Here is an 18,576-nt window from a genome sequence, read left to right as displayed (position 1 = left end):
TCAAGCAAGAATATGGCCAACGGTTGTTGGTCCAACGGTCATTGAAATCCTGTCTTCTCCAATTGCACCTGCATCAATCCACTGGAGAAACAACGTTTCCCCGGAATACCAGTTGGTCGACGATATCGTCGAAGTGTAAATGGTGTCAAACTGTTCAGGGTTGGCTCCGTCAGTGAACACCCACATCTCATCGTAGTCAATGGTCAGCGTTCCTGAATTGGTGAAGTTAGCATATACGGCAGCACCTAATGTTGCTGTCACGCTTGCAGTACCAGAATTTCCAACACAAGCGGTTGAACAGGTCGTAACAAGGGTCGGTGCGGAGGAGTAATTTCCGTGGCTGGTGATTACCACGTCAATAATTTCTCCACTTGACCCTACCGTGTACGTCCCTGCAAATCCACCGTTGCCTGTTGTGGTACTCAAGGTTCCGTTTGTATATCCTGTGCCCGGTGTCGCAATGGTGGTGGCAACGACTGCCCCCTCCCATAGCGTAGCATCATCGATCGTAAAGGTCGGAATAGGCTCATCTGCATCGTCCAGTCGTTCAAGACCGGTATCGATTTGAGATGAAATGGATTGATACGCCATTGAAAAAACGACGAGCATCGAAATGCCTATGATCAATCCACCAATTCCAACCGATGCGCCCATTCACTCTTCACCTCTGAGGAGTTCCATTTGGCGCCATGAAGACACAAGAGCCGAAAAGGTCAACAGTTCACGATGTGGGAGATGGTCTTCCAATGCTGTTTCAGGGTCACCCGGTTCAGCAAGTTGGACGATCGCCATAACGCTTGTACCTTCAGTGTCTGTCAACATTCCTGAATCAATAGCCTTCTGAGTAAAACTCACTGCAGCCATGCCGGACATGTGGTCCAGCAAAAGTGCAGAAACTGTCGGAGCACCAATTTGATTTGCCGAGCCAGTAACTGTTGCCGCTGGTGCGTTCAAGAACGGATTAGCAGCGAGAGCTTGGGCTTCATACAATTCAACCAAGGGAGCTTCATCATGCTCCATCATTCGGGATTGCCCTCCAACTTCAACAACTTCTCCGGTGGCTGTAATGATGCGATCTCCTGCACCTAATTCGTCACTTTCGTCGTCGGAAGAGGATTCATCATCAGAAGATGAAGTTCCATCTGCCGAGGCTTGAGGAAGTGCTCCGTCTTCTAAGCGACCTTCAACCATTCGAAGAACGTCTTCCACCATGTCGAGACGACTGCTGATGAGTCGTTCAAGACCTGATGTATCAACCGTCGCAGGGGGAAGGTTCACCGGTGCGGCTTGTGGAGCAAGTGTTGCTGCCACGTTTGGTACGCTCTGCTGACTGTTAATCCGAGCTTTGGTCGGTCCAGGGGAAATGGTCCATGCATCTTCGTCGCTCAGCATTCCCTGTTCGGGAAATGGGACTTGTTCAATGGCCACATTGGCCAATATCTTCAGTCGCTCTTCGCTTAACGATTGGTCTGCACTTTTATTTCCGCCTGAGATTCCACTAAATGGCCATGCCATATTCATCTCTCCTCTAAGCAAAATGCTTAGAAATCAGATAATTGGCTGGCCAGCGGTACCAGAAACTTCGAGCACTTGGTAGGTTGAACCGCTACCTTCAATGTGGATCCACATTGTTACAGTCCCCGCACCACAGTTGTTGGGAGTAACAACGAATGCGTATCCCGTACCGGGGTTAACAGTTGCCTGGGCGGCCCCGTTAACATCGTCCATGTCATAGAAGACGTGGTTTCCTGAGTCGATTGTGTCGCTTTGTGTACCACAGTACAATTGGACCACAACATCAGTATCCGCAACGGCAGTACTGCCGGGTGCGAGCTTGACAAACAACATGTAATCGTTTGCAGCATCTTCAGAACCAGCGTTTACCATGAAACGAGATGTGCTCTGCTTTGCGGTATCATCACCGGTCTTTTGAGCATTTTGTTGAAGTTTTTCAGCGGTTTGGATGATGACTGCTGCAGCAACTGCGGCAACCAAAATCAAAGCAATAAACACGATCATAGCACCGATTCCGATTGCTGCAACTGTGTCTTCTTTTTGTGAATTATTTTTGTTCTCCATCTTTCATCACCTCAAATAACTGCAAGGCCTTGTGAGACCGTTGCATCAAATCGTTCGTATGTAAATCCTGCACCTGCAGAGTCAATCAAGAGAGTGACGTCCGCATCGGTGGAGCAAGTTGGAAGAGCCATTGTGTACGAGTACATCTCGTTAGGAGCAAATGCAGCAGGGTTGACTCCAACTGTATTGATGTTGGTAGCAGCTGCCATGTCTCCGTCATCTACACCAGCAGCACAAATAGCAGTCCACTTGACGTCCACACCGGCAACAGTGCTGCTTCCGGCTGCAAGTTCAAGGGTCAAGACAACAGTGTTGGTTGCGCCACGGACGCCTCCAATAATGTTGATCTTGTTGGACATAGACTTTTGAGTATCGTCGCCAGTCTTTTGTGCATTTTGTTGCAATTTTTCAGCCGTCTGAATAATGACGGCTGCAGCAACTGCAGCTACAAGAATCAGAGCAATGAAGACAATCATTGCACCAATACCAATAGCCGCAAGTTCATCGCGGTTTTCGTTCGTTTTTTCGTTTTTCATATTTTTCACCATTTTTGTTTTGTTCACTCGTCTCTGCGAGTGGAATGTGATGGGTCAAGAAGAGCCTCCTTGACCGAGGTTAATTCGAAGTGGCATGCGTATGATGGCCACTTCATCTGGAGCGAGATTACGAATAAATGGAAGTTCTTCAGCAGTAAAACCTGCTGGAAGCCATGGGGAAAGAAGAATCTCTGAGAGGGGTTCCATTGAACGATTTTGTGCACGCATGGTGATGGTAATCTCTCCGGAGCGCATCTCATAAGAGGTTGCTACCGACAGTTTGCGGGTGAGGGGGATGTCTTCGGAAGTCATCCGGTAATCCGGTTTAATCTCAAATCGCAACGGGATGTTCCCGCCAGGTGCAATAATTGGTAGGTCAACGTTCGGAGGGAATGCAGTCCAACCCTCTGGCACCGGTGGCTTGAGGCGTAGCATAGGCATTGGAATCGGACCGTCGTTGATGATCCGAACAAGAAGGACACCCGCGTCACCGCCTGCTGGCCATCGTGTATCTACACCCATCCAGAAGTGACGGAACAGGAAGGGGTTAAGCGTCGAGGAATTGCCTCCAATGAGGTCTTCGAGGAGGTATTCTACTTCCTCCGTTGCCGCCCTGATGTCACCTACTTCGGCAGCCGCTGTGGATTCTCGTAGTTTGAAGAGGATGTGTTCCGCCTCGTCAAGGCTGATGCGCTTGTGTACCAAAAGCCTGTGAAGCATCGCAATGCTTCGGCGAAGATGCAAGACATCCTCCTCTAGAGATTCGAGAATGGATTCAGCATGCTTGATGTTTTTCTTGGCTCGCGAAAGGTTGTGCATGCCGAGGTATACCTTGGCTTCTCCAAGGTCAAGTTCAGATTCTGTCAACGAGGCATTGTTTCGGCGAGCTGCCTTTCGAGCAATTCGTTCTAACGTTTGTGACGCTTCTAGAATGCCCGCTTCTCGTGAGGCGAGATCCTCTGGTGAGGACTCTTCGAAATCCATCTCAGCATCCTCAGACATCGGTATCCACCTCCGTCTCAAGGGCTAGGGAGCCAACATCAATCGGCTTCGGGGCCTCAGGTTCCACCATCTCTTCGTTGCCGTTGTCACTTGCCCCGAGCAACGAACTCAGGTCCAATCCATCGTCTGCCAGATCGTTGAGCAAACGTGCTGGGTCGCCGAGGTCTCGCTCGATACGAATACTCTTGATTTCAGCATCGGTCAATCGACCGTAGAGGTTACCGTACATCTTGTCTGAACGCTTGAGGAAGTACCAAACTCCGATCATGATAATGAGGAAGTATGACCCCATGACAACGAGGTTCTGAGAGTTCGCTGAGAGTTGAGGGGGGAGGCCCAAAACGATAGCCAACATACCAAGCACTGGAATTGAAAGAATGATGGTTAATTGGCGACGACCGTCTCCCAGTGCTTCAAAGTGGTCCGAATAGATCGTTGATATCCCCTTGCGGGCTCGCTGGTAATCTTCGTGGATGAGGCGGAATTCTTCGCTGCTCTTCCACGTCATTCGCCAAATCCACAAGGCATTGAGAATCAAAATTGTTGGACCCCATATGGGGACCCCTTGGACTTCGTAGCCAAATCCAAGATGGAATGCAAATCCAAAACTCAGGACGCCGGCATATACTCCGCCCAACTGCCACTTTTCAGATTGCGAAGCAAGTCGGGTAAAGGCAAAGGATACAAGAGCTGCAACGATACATGCTATGAAAGCAATGGATAGACCTGGGGAGGCGGATTGAACGTTTTGTACGACCAATTCTTGGTCGTTGGATTCAAGGTTGTTGTCTCCAGCGTAAATGGAGGTGAGGGATATATTGCAATCAGCCTGCGAGCGCACTTCCCACCAATCGATGGTATCGGGCATGATGGTCCATTCAAGATCCACTGTTTGACCAGCGGTAAGAATTGGAATCATACTTCCGTCTTCAAACCTTTCAGGGGCCGTGAGGACTGCAATATCGGAGCCACAGTCCAACTGTACTGAAACGCCAAGGGCGATTGCCGTGCCCTTGTTCTTGATGGAGACAGAGTACTTGGCCTCTTCGCCCTCATAGAGTACATCCGCAGTTGGCCCATAGTCGACGATTGCGGGGTCTGCGAATACTGCAAGTTCGTAAGTGAAGGTAGCGTCGTCATAAACGGTATACCCGGCGTTCTCACCAGGATGATAAAGTCGCATCGTCAGATCCCAACCATCTCCTGGAAGAATGTCAACCCTTGGCGGCGTGACCTTCAGAGAGATTGGCGCAGTGGTCTCGTATGCATTTCGCGTGGGTAGAGAAATTCTAGAATCAACTCCAAGCGAATCGGAACCACATTCTTGGGTCAAATCAAGAGGATATTCTGTTTCATCTACAACAATTGCAAACGACCAAGGGTGTAGAGTCTCATCTTGACCCAAAGATGAGAAGTCAAGCAAACGTTCAGATTTACAAAGTTCTACTTCATAGGCCACCGGAACTCCTGGGCCGTTTGGAATGTGAGAATAGGAGATCGGGTAAGTCGCGCTTATCCCATCGCCGGGGTTAACCTTGGTATCGGAGACCTCAAAGAACCGGTTCATCGTGAGGTCGGTGAAAAATTCTGCACTTCCTTCAACATCTGTATCTGTCGGTGTGAATTTTACCGCCAAGTTGGCTGCGAGCGTGAGGTCAGGTTCTGTATTGGTTGATTGAATTGAAAAGGTGAAACTGGTTGCACGGCCTTGGGGCAAAAGCAGCGTTTCAGGAGCAGGGCTGACGAGAGCCCAATCTGTGGAGGGAGCTGCTAGGCCTCCCTTGAGGAGCGTATAGTCGACACTAACTTCAACATCACTGTTCCCAGTGTTGGTCAATTCAACGTTCCAAGTACGGGTCCAGGTCGCGTGGTAGAACATTTTAGAAGGCCATTCATCCGCCTCTACCATGAATAATGGGGCAACGACGAGATTGAAGCTATGGGTACCCAATTCCTCGTAAGTGTCCGGCTTTAGGACACGAATGGTCACTGGGTAGATAGCGCCGTTAGTCAACTGATCATCTCCTCCAACTGAAGGGACTGTAATGTCAAGAGTGCCCTGATAAAGTTCGTCAATTTCAAGGCTGAGTGAAAAGTTTGCATCGGTAACGACCCAATCGCCGTTCACCTTGGTTTCAACAATAACATCCTCATCGAGGTTTCCGTTATTTGTAATTTCAAAGTCTACGGTTTCCACTTTCCCGGGGATAACACCCATGGTTTCCACCGTCGAAATCGCCATTCCGTGGCTTTCGCCCATGTTTCCAATAATTTCAGCGGATACGAGAAGGTCGGATTCGGGGTTTGAGACCCATACGATCGCTTTGTATTCCTCATCGGCTCGTGCGTCATCGGATGGAGTCAGGCGAATCTTGATGGTTTCCGCATATCCTGCTCCAATTGAAAGGGTAGCAGGAGTCTCCATTGTGAAGGAAATCTCACCAGCATCTGTATCATCAATCCAAACCAAGAAATCCGCAGGAGTATTGCCTACATTGTTCACTGTAATTCTCGTTGTGAGGGATTCTCCAGCGGTAAGGTTGACCTCTTGGGTCGCAGGACTGAGGTCTGCGTTGACCTTTTCGCCGACCCGAATCGGCAGGTCGTAATGGGTGATGACCGTCCCAGTTCCAAGTTCTTCGACCCGGATTCTAAGATTCTCTATGCTTTGAGCAGGCGCAAATTGGTCGGTTGTTACGACGACAGTGTAGTCGCTGATATGGGAGTCTCCTAGAGTCGGATAATCAGCAACGTTCGCTGGAACATCAACGAGCGTGGTCGAAACGAGGGCCGTTGTTGACGAAAACGAAGCGACCCAATTTTCCGGCAAAGTATCTTCCATGACCAAGCGATAGGAGGTCATGTTGTTCCCCGAGTTGCCAAGGCTAAGGGGAAACTCGGTCATTTCGCCAACTACGGCATCCAACGGGCCGCCTGAATATCCCTCTGCGCCGAGCACTGGAGGGACATTGAGGAGAAGCGTCTGAGTGATGGCTGAAGGGATGACGTTCGAACCTTGATGGACGGCTCCTAATGTGGGGGTGGCGGTGATCGGGATGGAGAGTTGCCCCGACACGGGGTAATCATCGGCTGGCCCCTGAATGGTTAATTTAGACAATTCTGTATCTCCAAGAGACATGGTCGGGAAGGAAGTGGGCGTGAGACCGATGGCCCATCGTGAGGCTTCGTCGAAGCCTCCTGAAGAATCCGATGTGAACACTGAAGTTCCAAGGGAAAGGGTCGCATCTACTTCTTCAGTCAATTCGCTCACAAGGTTATGACGGACCTCGACCTCAAGATCAAGGATTTCTTCTAAACCGGTTCCTGCACGTGCTGCCTGGACCTGTTCAACGGTCATGTCAATGGCCTCAGATGGGAGGCCAGGGTCAACGATGATGACCGGGCGTATTTCGATTGGCGTTGAACCCATGCCAGGAAGCCCGCCCAAAACGGATTGGGCCTGCACGTAGACTCCCATGGAATCTCCAGCGCGATTGTGCTCAGATGAAACAAGTGGATTCTTGATGGTCGGTGGAGTCACGCCAAGCGACACGCTGACGGTCTCCCCTGCCTGCAGTACACCCGTGACGGGGTGGGTGAATTCCAAGTCCCACCCGATGGCGTTTGTGGTGAGCCCAGCAGTGAGCGCGAATGAACTCGGCGAATTCCCATCGTTTGTTACATCAAAGAGAATCGGTGATTCATCACCGGGCACCAGCATAACGGTTGCTGGAGGCATGGTTACAGTAACGTCGTACGACTCCCCCGCCAATACGGTGGTTTGCATGGTGTACACGAAACTGCTACCTGTTGATGTGAGGGTAAGGGTAACGAGGTCCGAATCCGTTCGAAGTGCTGTATTGGGCACATCAACTTGTACGAGAACGGAGGTTGTCACGCCAGGTGAAATCGTCGCAGTACTTCCGGGAGTTGCGGTTGCATCCACCCATCCACTTGCAGAAGTCAAGCCAATTGAATAGTCATCGCTTAGCAGTCCAACGTTCTTGACCAGATAGGTGAGCGTAGTTCCTTGGCCGGGCTCAACGCTTCTGTCCTGAGCCGCAGTGACTTCAGCGTTGAAATTTGAAAATACAACCGTAAAGTCCAGGAATTGTACCTGTTGACTCCAACCAATACCGGTTGCAGTCATCGTGCCGACGACCGCCCATTCCCCCGTGCGGGCCGTAGCATCAAAATTGAGAGAGACGATTGAAGGGGTGGCTCCGCCGTCGTACAAAGACCCGGGCCTCACGATTGGAACCGTGGCGGATGTTTCTGTGAAGGTGTTGCCCGGATTTGAGGGGTCGGTGAATACGAGATCGTACGAGGCCGAGAAATTCTTCACCCCGTCATTGCGGACGTTGATGTTGAAATCATGAATGGATTTGGACCAAACGACGCTTGTTTGGCCAACCGCAGGTTCTGGTATGTCGATGATGCTCGGCACCGATGCCGCCTGATCGGTCGTCACATCAACGAGCAACTGTTCTTCATCGTTTACAGTGTTAATATCCGTGGATGACGAGACTTTAGCCTTCAGTATTTGGTCAGGGCCGAGGGTTGCTGCCCAAGCAAAGACGATGACATTGCTGCTGGAACCAGCGTTGATGACGCCCAAATCAGTACTGTCGATTACAGTTTCTCCTGAGGTCGATGTGCCTTGATGGTAAAGGGCGAGAGATGCTTGGCCGGCGGCGAGACCTATGTTTTGAACTTGTATTCGAACGATATGCGTAGCAGCTTCTGCAACCACAGAGCCTCCATCAATGATGGAGCCTGCATCATCGAGAGTGAATGAAGTGACGATGAAATCCGGAGACGAACGAGCGCCTTCATCAGCCATAGTGAGCGGTGCAAGGCTCGTAAAGAGAAGCAACCCCACTAAGAAAAGCGGGGAGGTGCGATTAGACATTGCCCGCACCTCCACTCGGTTTGACGAAGCGATCGATGGTGACGTTCTTGCCTTGGCGCTTCCATTGGGACAAAAGTTGAGTGAGGAGGTGCTCGTGCTCGTCTTCACTGATTCCCAATCGACGCCGCTCCTCCCAAAGTAACAATTGTTCTGTTCGGGTGAGAAGGGCGTCCCTTAGATACAGTTCCAACGTTCGCCGATAGGCATCTCGGTCCGATATGGCGTAGACGATACCATCTCCGGGCACCTGGTCAGCTCGATTTTGGATAAGATTGCCGAGCATAAGCGCTTCATCGTAGGAAAGATGACGCTTGTCAAGGTCAGTTTGAATTGCACTGGCTACTTCCTGAAGCATGAACTTGGTCGTAGCACGCTGAATTTTCTTAAAATGGCGGCGTGCCTTACGAGACATACGTGAGCCGACCATGGCTTGGACTGTAGCCCGCCGGTTATTGAAAGAATCGGTCCGAAACAGTGATTTCATTCACGACTGGGTGGGTTTTTATTCAACCTGCATAATCTAAAAAAGAGACAACTGAGGGCCAGTGCGCTCACCCCTAGGGACAAAACGAGATGCAATGGGTTTAGGAGGATGGGCCCCTGCCTTTTACCATGAGCGACACCGTATCCCTTTCCCCTGGTGAACAATCCCCTGACTTTAGCGTAACGGACCAAGATGGCAAGGTGCACACATTAAGCGAATACATGGCGCAAGGTAAGCAGGTCATTCTCTATTTTTATCCAAAGGATTCTACCCCCGGTTGCACCACTCAAGCCTGTGATTTTCGTGACAACATGGCTCGCTTCGTGACCGAGGGTTATATCGTTCTTGGAGTTTCTAAGGATTCATCAGCATCCCATGGCCGGTTCGTGGAGAAGCAGGAGCTGAACTTCCCTCTTCTCGTTGATGAAGACCTTGCTCTTCATCATGCCTTCGGCACGTGGCGCCTCAAGAAAAACTACGGTAGAGAATACATGGGTTGTGCTCGTTCAACATTTGTCATTAACTCGGATGGGGCTCTAACTTGGTGCAGGTACAACGTGAAAGCCAAAGGACACGTGGACATGCTCATGCGTGAGTTATCCCTCAACGATTGAGGCGATTTTATGTCGCAACACCCACTTACTGGAGAACGCATCGACCTTGGACACGGTTCCGTTGCCTGGTGGCCGTGTCATATTGGAACAGGGACAACCGTTGGGGCAAACACTTCCATCGGTGCTTTGGCCCACGTAGGCCAGCATGTCAACCTCGGTGAAAATTGCAAAATCCAAGGATCTGCATACATTGCTGACCGATCTGTTTTGGGAAACAATGTATTTGTGGGGCCAAACGCCACCCTGCTCAATGACCGATACCCGCCTTCTGGCGACTCGACCAAGTGGGCTCCAATTCGCATCGCTGAACATGCAGTCCTTGGAGGAAATGCCACGGTCATTGCCGGCTGCCATATTGGTGAAGGAAGTGTTCTTGGTGCTGGTTCGGTTCTTACCAAAGATCTTCCAGCAGGCGAAGTATGGGCCGGAAACCCAGCTTCATTCCTGATGACTCGACAAGAGTACAACGATAAACAAGAGGCGATTTAAATGGATGAAAAATCAATTATCACGGCATTTTTGGAACGCTGCAATACTTATGCCAGAGCATCCATTGCGAGGAAAATAGAACGAGGAGAAGATGAAGAAATCCCTCGATGGGAAGCCTATGTTGAATTCAATCAGCACGCCATTGAGGAAATTGCAGACGGAACCCTCAACCGTTGGTTTGAAGAAAACAACCAACACAGCCAGCCTCTAAATCGTCTTGATGTCGATGCGATGACGCATGTTGAACGCAGTACATGGCTGAACAATGTGCTTTCACCACGACCTGTTGTGGTCGCGGGAACCCTTGATTCGAATGGAATTCGCAATTTCGCGCCCCTTTCATCGGTCATGGCCGTTTCAACCGCACCCCCTTATCTCACGGCTTCTTTTTCGGTCCACAAAGACGGACGTCACCGTGATACGCTGGCCAACATGCGCTCGACAGGGCGAATTCTACTCAATTTGATGCCAGCCACCCAAAGAGGTGTCGAACTGGTTGATGAGACCGCAACGCCACTCCCACCGGGAGAGGATGAAGGGCTGCTCTTCGACGCTCTTGCAACCGTTGATTCACAACCCCTCTTGTTATCGGAAGGTATCGCAGCGATTGAAGCAGAATACGTGGAGGAACACGAGCTTCCCGGCGCCGTGGCGAGAATAGCGGTGATGCGCGTCACGGCTGTCTGGTTTTCCTCAACAACTGCACCGGCAGGAGGATTAGCGGTTCTCTGCCAGCATGGAAGGGACGACATGACGCCCGCCCCAACCGGATGGACAAAACGGGTCACCAAGCATTACGGCTGAACGTCGAGTTCCCGCCAAACCCGCTTCAGGCCAGGCCCTAATTTTGTCGTGCAATGCCAACCAAGCAACTGTTCGGCTGCAGTGCAATCCGGGACCCGTCGCTTTGAATCGCCGTAATAGCCTTCGGAATGGATGACCTCTATGCCAGCATCATCAACGGCGGCTTTGATGCAACGAGCTAATTCTGCGATACTGATTTCCTCAGTGCTCCCAATGTTAAACGAGCAACCCGCCAATGGTTGGCCGTGAAGAAGGCCAACATCCAATTCCCCAGCAAGAATGAAGCCGTTCACAACGTCATCAATGTGAGTGAAACAGCGTGTTTGAGAACCGTCACCGTGGATTTGAACGGCTTGTTTCAATTTCACTGCTTGGAACATCATTCCGATGACTTGGCCATAGGCGTCACCGAGTAGTCTCGACCCATAGGCATTGAATGGGCGGACAATTCGGGCATCAAGGCCCGCACCAACAGCATGTTGCAGGGCCACTTCTCCAAGATATTTGCTCCCACCATAGGAATGCCGTTGGTGTTCATGTGATGATGGGAAGGTCGTTGATGTTCTCTCGCTTAGCGGCATGACTTCCTCTTCTCCAAAGGCCTCAGGTGAAGATGCGAACACATACCTCGCATTCCAGCGTTCAGCCGCAGCGAGCGTGGAAAGTGTTGCATTGATGTTCACGTCAATGACGTCCCTCGCAGCCTCGTGAAACCAACGCGTCCCGTTGATTGCTGCAAGATGATGAACGAGATCAAAACCCCCAAAGATAGCCTCACAGGCATTCAGCACAGATTCTTCACGGACATCTCCTTCGATAAAATAGAAGTCGTGAACCTCTTCAAGGGCGCTGAGATGTTCACGACGGCCTCGAAATAAGTTGTCTACGGCAACAACACGATGCCCGTCGCGGACCAAGCGTTCACACAAGGAAGAACCAATGAAACCCGCAGCCCCTGTCACCAGAATACGTTTCGTCATGAGTCCACCTTTGCTCGCTCAAGGACCGTCAGGGTCACGGTTGAGCCGCTTCTTCGTAGTTCAACCAAATCACCATTGTTAATCGCCAAGCATGGATCCTCATCAAATCCATGACCGTAAGGAAGGTTCAGCAATGAACAGGCTGGGAGCGTTAATGCACACACGTCTCGATTGACAATTCCTTTGGGCCCCTTGCCCGTGTAGAGAAGCCCCATCAACACATAGGGAGCGACGGTTGAGCCTGACCCTTTGGGATAAATCAAAATCGTGTCTTCGATCGCTTGGCCGTCCAGTGGATGTCCGGTTTCCTCAATGACACCCGTATCTCGGTTGACATAACCAAGGTAGGTGATGGGTACATCACTGACCATTGCAGGTCCTTTGACGACGAAATCATCTTGGGAGTTCAATCCCTTCACCCAAAAGACACGCTTCACCGGCCCGATGGGTCTTGTTGCTCGCATGTTGAGGCTGTGCTTTTGCCTGAAGCGTTGGGCGCTCTCCAGCACTGAGTGTTGGGTCAAAGGCGTGTAAAACACATGCTTGAATGGGCATAACGCTGGTGGGCAAACGGTTGAGCCCACTCGTGAGGTAATGCTCAGCCTTCAGTGAGTTGGTGAGCAAGTGGTTGTATTTGGCCCGATTGTAAGGTGTTACTTCAGGGCATGTATCTTTGAGAATCAATGCTCCCGCATCTTCCAATAAATCCAAGGAACCGTCGGCTCGTGCGAGTTCATAATTTTCACCGGAAGTAAACACCCATAGCCGATGGTCAGGGATGCGTTTACCCATTTCCATGTGTGATCGCACCGCGGAAGCCGTTGTTCTGATTTCTTCAAGGCTGGCTTGTGGACACCCAATCACGACCAGATCAACTTGTCCAGTCGGAGCCAATTCATCGTACCTCTTTGCAAGGTCCTCTTCAGTGAAGGTCAACCTTCCCTGCCAACCTGCCTCAGGTGGATTCCATCCGTCTTCTGTTCGAGTCAATGGAGGTTCAGCAGAATGGCCATCGGCCCAAAGAAGCGCACAGCCGTAATTTGCTGCAGCAGCAGTCAAGGCTTTCTTGGAGGCGAAACTGATGAATGAAGGCAGCCCCGTGATCAAAGGCATTGGACCAAAAGGCATGTCCCATTCCGGTCGCACTTGCTTTCCAATCCAATCACCAAGCACGGACCAATCGGACAAATCCGACAGGTTCGCCTCAACATGAACCAACATGTTCGGCATTCGGTGTTCGGGCAAATGCAGGCCCCAGCGTGGAGCGTATCCAGTCAATGCAGTAGCAAGGGCAGAAAGACCGGATTCACGGTTGGTCAAGAGCGACGTCCATGTGTTTGAAAAGCACACCGCATTGGATTCCGCCCAAGAAGCAATGCCCGAGCCGTCATCGATTCCGCGGTCGTATGGCGTGCAGGAAAGGGTGGCTTGAATTCCAAGTTCTTCGTACGCTTGAATGATTTCAAACTGCTGTTCGAGGAAATTTGGCCATGCTATGTCCATTTCGTCCATCTTTTCATGATCGCAGCCTGCTGAATTGAGCGTAGTTGGAATCGAGACCTTGCCGTCGCTGCTCGCTGAAAGGTCAGCCAGAAATTGACGAAGGCCGTGCCCTCCAGTGATCACTGAAACGCCTGAAACGTGGGCGTGTACTGCTTCAACAAATCCATCGGCTTTAGCGGTTTCAGCGAGGTCAAGAACCAGTCGAGCGGCTTTTTGCCGAGTTGGCCCTTCGTCACCGTTCAGTTGACCAAGCAACCGCTTTGGGATGTCCATAATCCCTCCAAGACACGATGCTTCATCAATTCACCCCTTCATTGCAAAGATATGCTTCGCTAAATGATGAACGGGAATAACCTTGAATCGGATGAATGCAATAGCCATTCCATGGAATCCCAAGGTCAAGAAGAACGTCATGGAGCACGAAATCAAGAACAAGATCAACACGATGGGCATCATGAAAACGAACAAGATTCCAAAAACAAAATGTGGACTGTACTTCATATTGTTCTGATCATGTCCGCCTTAGGGCTTGCAGGATACAACCAATTCTTACTCTCGCAGTTCGACGATGAACGGACTTCAGAAACGATGTTGGTACAGAGCCTTGAGGTCGAAGACGGAGATGTATGCTATGATGGCGGAACTGAGCTCCAAGCAGGAATTGACCTCAACGGAAACGAGGCCTTGGACTTGGATGAAGTTTCTACATCGGCCGTCTTATGCAACGGAATCCAAGGAAGTTCCGGGTCGTCAGGACTCCCAGGGATTGACGGGGCATCCGCACCCCCCTCAATCGTGAATACTGCTCAAATTGCTCCTGGAGCCAGTGAATGCTTGCAAGGTGGGGCTACCATCACCACTGGAATTGATGAGAACATCAACGGCATTCTTGAACAGGAGGAACTTGAAAGTTCTCATACCATTTGCAATGGAGCCAATGGAGCAGCGGGAACGAGCGGCCAGGACGGAAGCGATGGAGGCTCTGGCGTCAACGGGTCATCTGCCCTCATTGAGCGGCACGACGCCCCTGCCTATCTCTGTCACGAAGGGTTCATTCTCTTGTTTGGGGTTGACGATGGTCGGGGCAACGGTGTTGCCGGTGACGAACGCTTGGATGAGGATGAACTTCGTGCGTCGCTCAAGTTTTGCTTTTCACCACTGATCTCAGAACGCATCACCGATATTTCTACTGGAGTAGGCGATAGCCTCACTGCTGGCTGTGAACACGCAGGTTTTCTTCCGCATTCACATCAACTCATCTTCGCAGCCACCGATGGGGTGAACGGCTGTGAACTCTACATGAGCGATGGAACCGCGGAAACTACGGGATTGTTAGCAAACATCAACCCGACTGGCGAAAGTTTACCCGGAAGGGACATTGGATTCACCTACCTCAACCAATCAACTGCGGAAGCACTCATCTTCGATGCCGATGATGGCGTCAATGGACGGCAAATTTGGGTCACAAACGGAACGCAAACGGGTACCTTTGCACTGGGCGCTGCCGTTTTGAATCAGCCCGTGTATTGGATGGACGGAGTCGTACTTCGTTCAACGAGCGGTGGCCTCCTCTGGACCAACGGTTCTGAGTTGATTTCCATCGATCTTCATCCGTCTTGGGAGGCATCGGTTTCAACAACTGTTGCGGACGGATTGGCGGTGCTCTCCTCGGCCGGCAGCAGTATGCTTCATGGGGACGGGACCCATTTGTGGTTCAACGCAGAAGATGGAAACGGTGACGATGAGCCCTATCGGCTGAACTCGGAAGGCCAACTCCTCAATTGGAACCTCAGCCCTTCGGGAGATACGCTGGTTACGAATTGGGTCAGTCATGAGCAAGACTTGTTCGCAGTTGCTCTACGAGGGAGCGTGCGCCAGGTGGTTCATCTGATGGACAACGGGACTTCGCAGTGGCTGACCAACCTCGCCCCTTCTTCTGGAGATTCGCACATTGGCGAAGGGCTTGGAATACACTTGCTCAACAACACGTTGGTTTTTGACGCCTTACTTTCAGGAACCGATGCAATGCTGTGGGCAACCAACCTGAGCAGCGGTGAAACCAGCCAATTATCAACGTCCCTTTTCGCGCCAGGAGCAACGCTTGGCGGGTTTGTTTCCGGACATCGCTTGTTGTTTGATTGCTTCATGGGAGCACACGGAACCGAACTTTGTGTGACTGACGGGACAGCGAATGGAACATCGCTCATTCAGGACATGACTCCTGGCGTGAGTTCTTCAACGCTGATTGATGCAGTACCGTTGAACGGTGAATGGCTGGTTCTCTCATCGGGACAAGATGAATCCATCGTGCATGGCGTATCGCTTTGGTCGACGGACGGCAGCGGCATGTCCATGCAATACAATCCTTGGCCTGGCGCCTCGAATTCCTCACTTGGAGGGACATACGGTTCACTTCTCCTCACGGCCACACAAGCCTTCTTCATCGCACATGATGGAACGACTGGCCATGAATGGCACCGCTTCAGCCATGGTGAACTCTCCGATGATTGGATCGTGCTCAGCGTGCAGTAACGTCAGGGTTGCGCCCGATGCAATACGGACACGATTCACCAATGGTGTAATCGTCCGAAGTTTGTTCTTTGGAAGACAGAGGTTCTCGACATGCAAAGCAGATCACCACCTCGGTTTCTTCAAGCTCTGGATTGACGGCTACACGCTGGTCAAAAACAAAACAATCACCGTCCCAATGGGCACCTCCAACGGCTTCAAAGTAACCGAGGATACCGCCTTTGAGTTGCTTAACCTTGGTGAAACCTGCATTGAGCATAATGGCGCTGGCTTTCTCACAACGAATACCACCCGTGCAAAACATAACGATTTCTTCGTCCTTCATCGATTCGGGTAACTTTGAAATCGCTTCGGGAAAGGCACGAAACGTGCGGATGCCGAGGTCAATGGAATTTTCAAACGTTCCAACCCGTAGCTCGTAGTCGTTGCGCGTATCCAGAACATGAACCGGAGTACCTTTGTCCAGCATGGCTTTGAAGGCTTCTGGTTGAATATCATCTCCCGTAAATTCAGCAGGGTTGATGCCGTCCATGCCTACGGAGATGATCTCGTTCTTTTTCCGGACGTTCATTCGGTTAAAGGGTTGATATTCGGTAAACGAGCGCTTGAGTTGAATGGCTGTGAAGCGTTTGTCCCGTTCAAGATGTTCCACGAAACCATCAACTGAAGGTTCAGTTCCGGCAACAAAGAAGTTAATCCCTTCAGGTGCAAGAAGAACGGTCCCTTTCAATCCCAAGTCTTCACAAACGCTGCGATAGTACGTTTGCAATTCGTCACGATCATTGAGGTTCACAAAACGGTAGCCCGCAATGTTGTGAATTTGCCCCGCCATACCATGCCGTCATGTTTTGGCTTCTTGACTCCACCGACGCTACAATGAACTTCTCCAATCGTGATGGGAGGCCAACGGCCTGCGCCATCCTTGTCCAAAGGCACGAGAAGTGACTCGTGGCGCTGGAGCCATCTGCCAACGCTTGTGTTCGTTTCGCTCCAACCGTGACAATACATCGGCGACCGTGGCCGCTTCATAGCCGTGCTCAATCATCTGTTCTGCGTTCATCCCCAGTTCAATATGCGCTTTCAGAAGTTCGTCCAAGAGCGCATAGGGCGGCAAGGTATCCTCGTCGATTTGATCCGGAGCAAGTTCAGCAGACGGAGGTTTTGTGAGCGTTGATTGGTTCACCGGTGGAGCATTTCCTGCATTGATAGCGCGACGATTGAACAATTCCGCCATAGCGTAAACCTCCATTTTGTAGACATCGCCTAACGGAGCGTATCCTCCGGCCATATCGCCGTAGAGCGTACAGTATCCCTGGGCAATTTCTGATTTATTTCCAGTGGTGATGGCCATGCTGGATTGAGCATTGGCGTAACCCATCACGAGGAGGGCTCGTAAGCGTGCTTGAAGGTTCTCCCCAGCGACTGCTTGGCCGTCGACCAGCACTGCTCCAAACTCAAGTTCCGTTGCTTGATGCATCCCATCGATGGAATGAACCCGATGATGCATTCCGAGCGACGTGGCCGTGTATTCTGCGTCATCGATCGAATGTTGTGAGGAATGTCGACTCGGCATGGCCAAACCGGTTACGTTTGATGGGCCGAGGGCTGCAACTGCAACGCATGCAGCCACTGCTGAATCAATTCCTCCAGAAAGCCCCAAAACGATGGAAGTAATTCCGGATTTGCGACAATAATCCGCCAACCCAGTGACTACGGCGTCGGTGATTTCCTCAATCGTGTGTTCTCCGGGGAGGTCTGAATCGTTCGGTTGAAGCATGATGAATTCACTTTGGCCAATGGAAAGGGCATCATCTGCAGAACTCCTCACCCAGGTACAAGCCTCTGGGTCGTCAAGATCAATGAGCAGCACACCTTCCTGCCATGATGGGGCAACAACTGCACGACCGTCAGGCCACGCAACCATGCTTCGGCCATCAAACAGAAGATCATCGTTCCCGCCCACTTGATTTGCTAACAAGAAGGGGTGGTTGAGAACAAGCGCTGCGTGACGAGCAACCTCCAAACGAGTGCTGAATTTCTCACTGTGAAAAGGAGATGCAGAGAGGTTCACTGTGGCATTGATATCAACGCCTTGACGGCACCATTCCGCAATGTGTTCAATGGGGTCTTGTTCGTAAGCAGACGGTGTTTTCCCTGCCGACTGCCAGGCATCTTCGCATACCGTAACACCGAGGGTCATCCCTCCGATGGAACGGGCGAGGCCTGACCGGTTTTCTGCAGCAAAATACCGAGCCTCATCGAAGACATCATAGCTCGGAAGAAGTTGCTTTTGGGCAACAACTCGTGAACTCTTATCGGCCGTGATCGAGGCAACATCAGGCCCGCATCGAATGACGCCGTTGGTCGGTAATGAACGAGCATCGGCAGGAGGAATCGGTGTGCCGATCAACAGAGGCATTGGGGCTGTGATATCAAGAGCCGTATCCAACGACCGTTGAACGAAATCCTGCTCGAGCAAAAGGTCACGCGGCGGATAACCGCACACGGCCAATTCGGTCGAAATACCAAGGGTTGCTCCTGCGTCGTGTGCCTGTTGAGCAAGTTGCGAAAGGCGAGCGGCGTTACCGTTCAAATCGCCTACGGTAGCATCCATTTGCAACAGTGCGATGATGCTCATACATTC

The 18,576-nt window shown here is 51.2% G+C and carries 16 protein-coding genes; 4 read left to right on the top strand and 12 right to left on the bottom strand.

The genetic code is table 11. The annotated features are described in order from the left end of the window. The 7 genes from AAA857_RS05760 to AAA857_RS05730 are packed head-to-tail and all read right to left on the bottom strand — an operon-like array spanning position 1 to position 8,956. Positions 1-654: a hypothetical protein gene (locus tag AAA857_RS05760; protein WP_338174006.1), complete on the bottom strand. Its 654-nt coding sequence runs from the start codon at positions 652-654 to the stop codon at positions 1-3. Then, positions 655-1,515, bottom strand: coding sequence for a hypothetical protein (locus tag AAA857_RS05755; RefSeq protein ID WP_338174005.1), 861 nt, complete (start codon positions 1,513-1,515; stop codon positions 655-657). A 33-nt stretch (positions 1,516-1,548) separates the two neighbouring features. Beyond that, positions 1,549-2,079 carry a hypothetical protein gene (locus tag AAA857_RS05750; protein ID WP_338174004.1) on the bottom strand — a complete coding sequence of 177 codons (531 nt, stop codon included), beginning with the start codon at positions 2,077-2,079 and terminating at the stop codon, positions 1,549-1,551. Positions 2,080-2,090: 11 nt separating this feature from the next. Next, positions 2,091-2,615 carry a hypothetical protein gene (locus AAA857_RS05745; protein WP_338174003.1) on the bottom strand — a complete coding sequence of 175 codons (525 nt, stop codon included), beginning with the start codon at positions 2,613-2,615 and terminating at the stop codon, positions 2,091-2,093. A gap of 54 nt (positions 2,616-2,669) precedes the next feature. Continuing rightward, positions 2,670-3,617, bottom strand: a complete 948-nt coding sequence (locus tag AAA857_RS05740) for a hypothetical protein (protein WP_338174002.1) — start codon at positions 3,615-3,617, stop codon at positions 2,670-2,672. Next, positions 3,610-8,529 (bottom strand): hypothetical protein, encoded by a 4,920-nt coding sequence (locus tag AAA857_RS05735; RefSeq protein ID WP_338174001.1) that lies wholly within the window; start codon positions 8,527-8,529, stop codon positions 3,610-3,612. The genes AAA857_RS05740 and AAA857_RS05735 overlap by 8 nt, the downstream gene beginning before the upstream one ends. Beyond that, complete coding sequence (locus AAA857_RS05730) at positions 8,522-8,956, bottom strand: hypothetical protein (protein ID WP_338174000.1); 435 nt, start codon at positions 8,954-8,956, stop codon at positions 8,522-8,524. Before AAA857_RS05730 ends, AAA857_RS05735 begins: the two co-directional genes overlap by 8 nt. Positions 8,957-9,141: 185 nt before the next feature. Here AAA857_RS05730 and bcp point away from each other — a divergent pair, with 185 nt between their 5' ends. Genes bcp through AAA857_RS05715 form a run of 3 tightly spaced genes read left to right on the top strand, consistent with a single transcriptional unit; the run spans position 9,142 to position 10,920 of the window. Continuing rightward, complete coding sequence (gene bcp, locus AAA857_RS05725; RefSeq protein WP_338173999.1) at positions 9,142-9,627, top strand: thioredoxin-dependent thiol peroxidase; 486 nt, start codon at positions 9,142-9,144, stop codon at positions 9,625-9,627. Positions 9,628-9,636: 9 nt separating this feature from the next. Then, positions 9,637-10,116, top strand: coding sequence for an acyltransferase (locus AAA857_RS05720; RefSeq protein WP_338173998.1), 480 nt, complete (start codon positions 9,637-9,639; stop codon positions 10,114-10,116). After that, positions 10,117-10,920 (top strand): flavin reductase, encoded by an 804-nt coding sequence (locus tag AAA857_RS05715; RefSeq protein WP_338173997.1) that lies wholly within the window; start codon positions 10,117-10,119, stop codon positions 10,918-10,920. It begins immediately after the preceding gene. Here the strand turns inward: AAA857_RS05715 and AAA857_RS05710 are convergent. From AAA857_RS05710 to AAA857_RS05700, 3 genes are read right to left on the bottom strand one after another with little or no spacing between them, the layout of a single operon-like run. Next, on the bottom strand, positions 10,911-11,900 hold the full coding sequence (locus AAA857_RS05710) for an SDR family NAD(P)-dependent oxidoreductase (protein ID WP_338173996.1): 990 nt from the start codon (positions 11,898-11,900) through the stop codon (positions 10,911-10,913). The genes AAA857_RS05715 and AAA857_RS05710 overlap by 10 nt on opposite strands. Continuing rightward, on the bottom strand, positions 11,897-12,310 hold the full coding sequence (locus AAA857_RS05705; protein WP_338173994.1) for a DUF126 domain-containing protein: 414 nt from the start codon (positions 12,308-12,310) through the stop codon (positions 11,897-11,899). The genes AAA857_RS05710 and AAA857_RS05705 overlap by 4 nt, the downstream gene beginning before the upstream one ends. Further along, a complete protein-coding gene (locus AAA857_RS05700) occupies positions 12,294-13,676 on the bottom strand; it encodes an aconitase X (protein WP_338173993.1) in 1,383 nt (460 codons plus the stop codon). The genes AAA857_RS05705 and AAA857_RS05700 overlap by 17 nt, the downstream gene beginning before the upstream one ends. A 66-nt stretch (positions 13,677-13,742) precedes the next feature. Here AAA857_RS05700 and AAA857_RS05695 point away from each other — a divergent pair, with 66 nt between their 5' ends. Continuing rightward, on the top strand, positions 13,743-15,935 hold the full coding sequence (locus AAA857_RS05695; protein ID WP_338173992.1) for a hypothetical protein: 2,193 nt from the start codon (positions 13,743-13,745) through the stop codon (positions 15,933-15,935). Here AAA857_RS05695 and AAA857_RS05690 read toward each other — a convergent pair. Further along, positions 15,922-16,764, bottom strand: a complete 843-nt coding sequence (locus AAA857_RS05690; protein ID WP_338173991.1) for a rhodanese-like domain-containing protein — start codon at positions 16,762-16,764, stop codon at positions 15,922-15,924. The two genes, AAA857_RS05695 and AAA857_RS05690, sit on opposite strands and share 14 nt — an antisense overlap. A 39-nt stretch (positions 16,765-16,803) precedes the next feature. Then, entirely contained in the window at positions 16,804-18,570 is a 1,767-nt protein-coding gene (locus AAA857_RS05685; protein WP_338173990.1) for an NAD+ synthase, read from the bottom strand. Positions 18,571-18,576 lie beyond the last annotated feature (6 nt).

The sequence above is a fragment of the Candidatus Poseidonia alphae genome, assembly GCF_943787815.1.
Taxonomy (GTDB): Archaea; Thermoplasmatota; Poseidoniia; order Poseidoniales; family Poseidoniaceae; genus Poseidonia; species Poseidonia alphae.
This window is presented reverse-complemented; position numbering and strand designations above follow the sequence as displayed.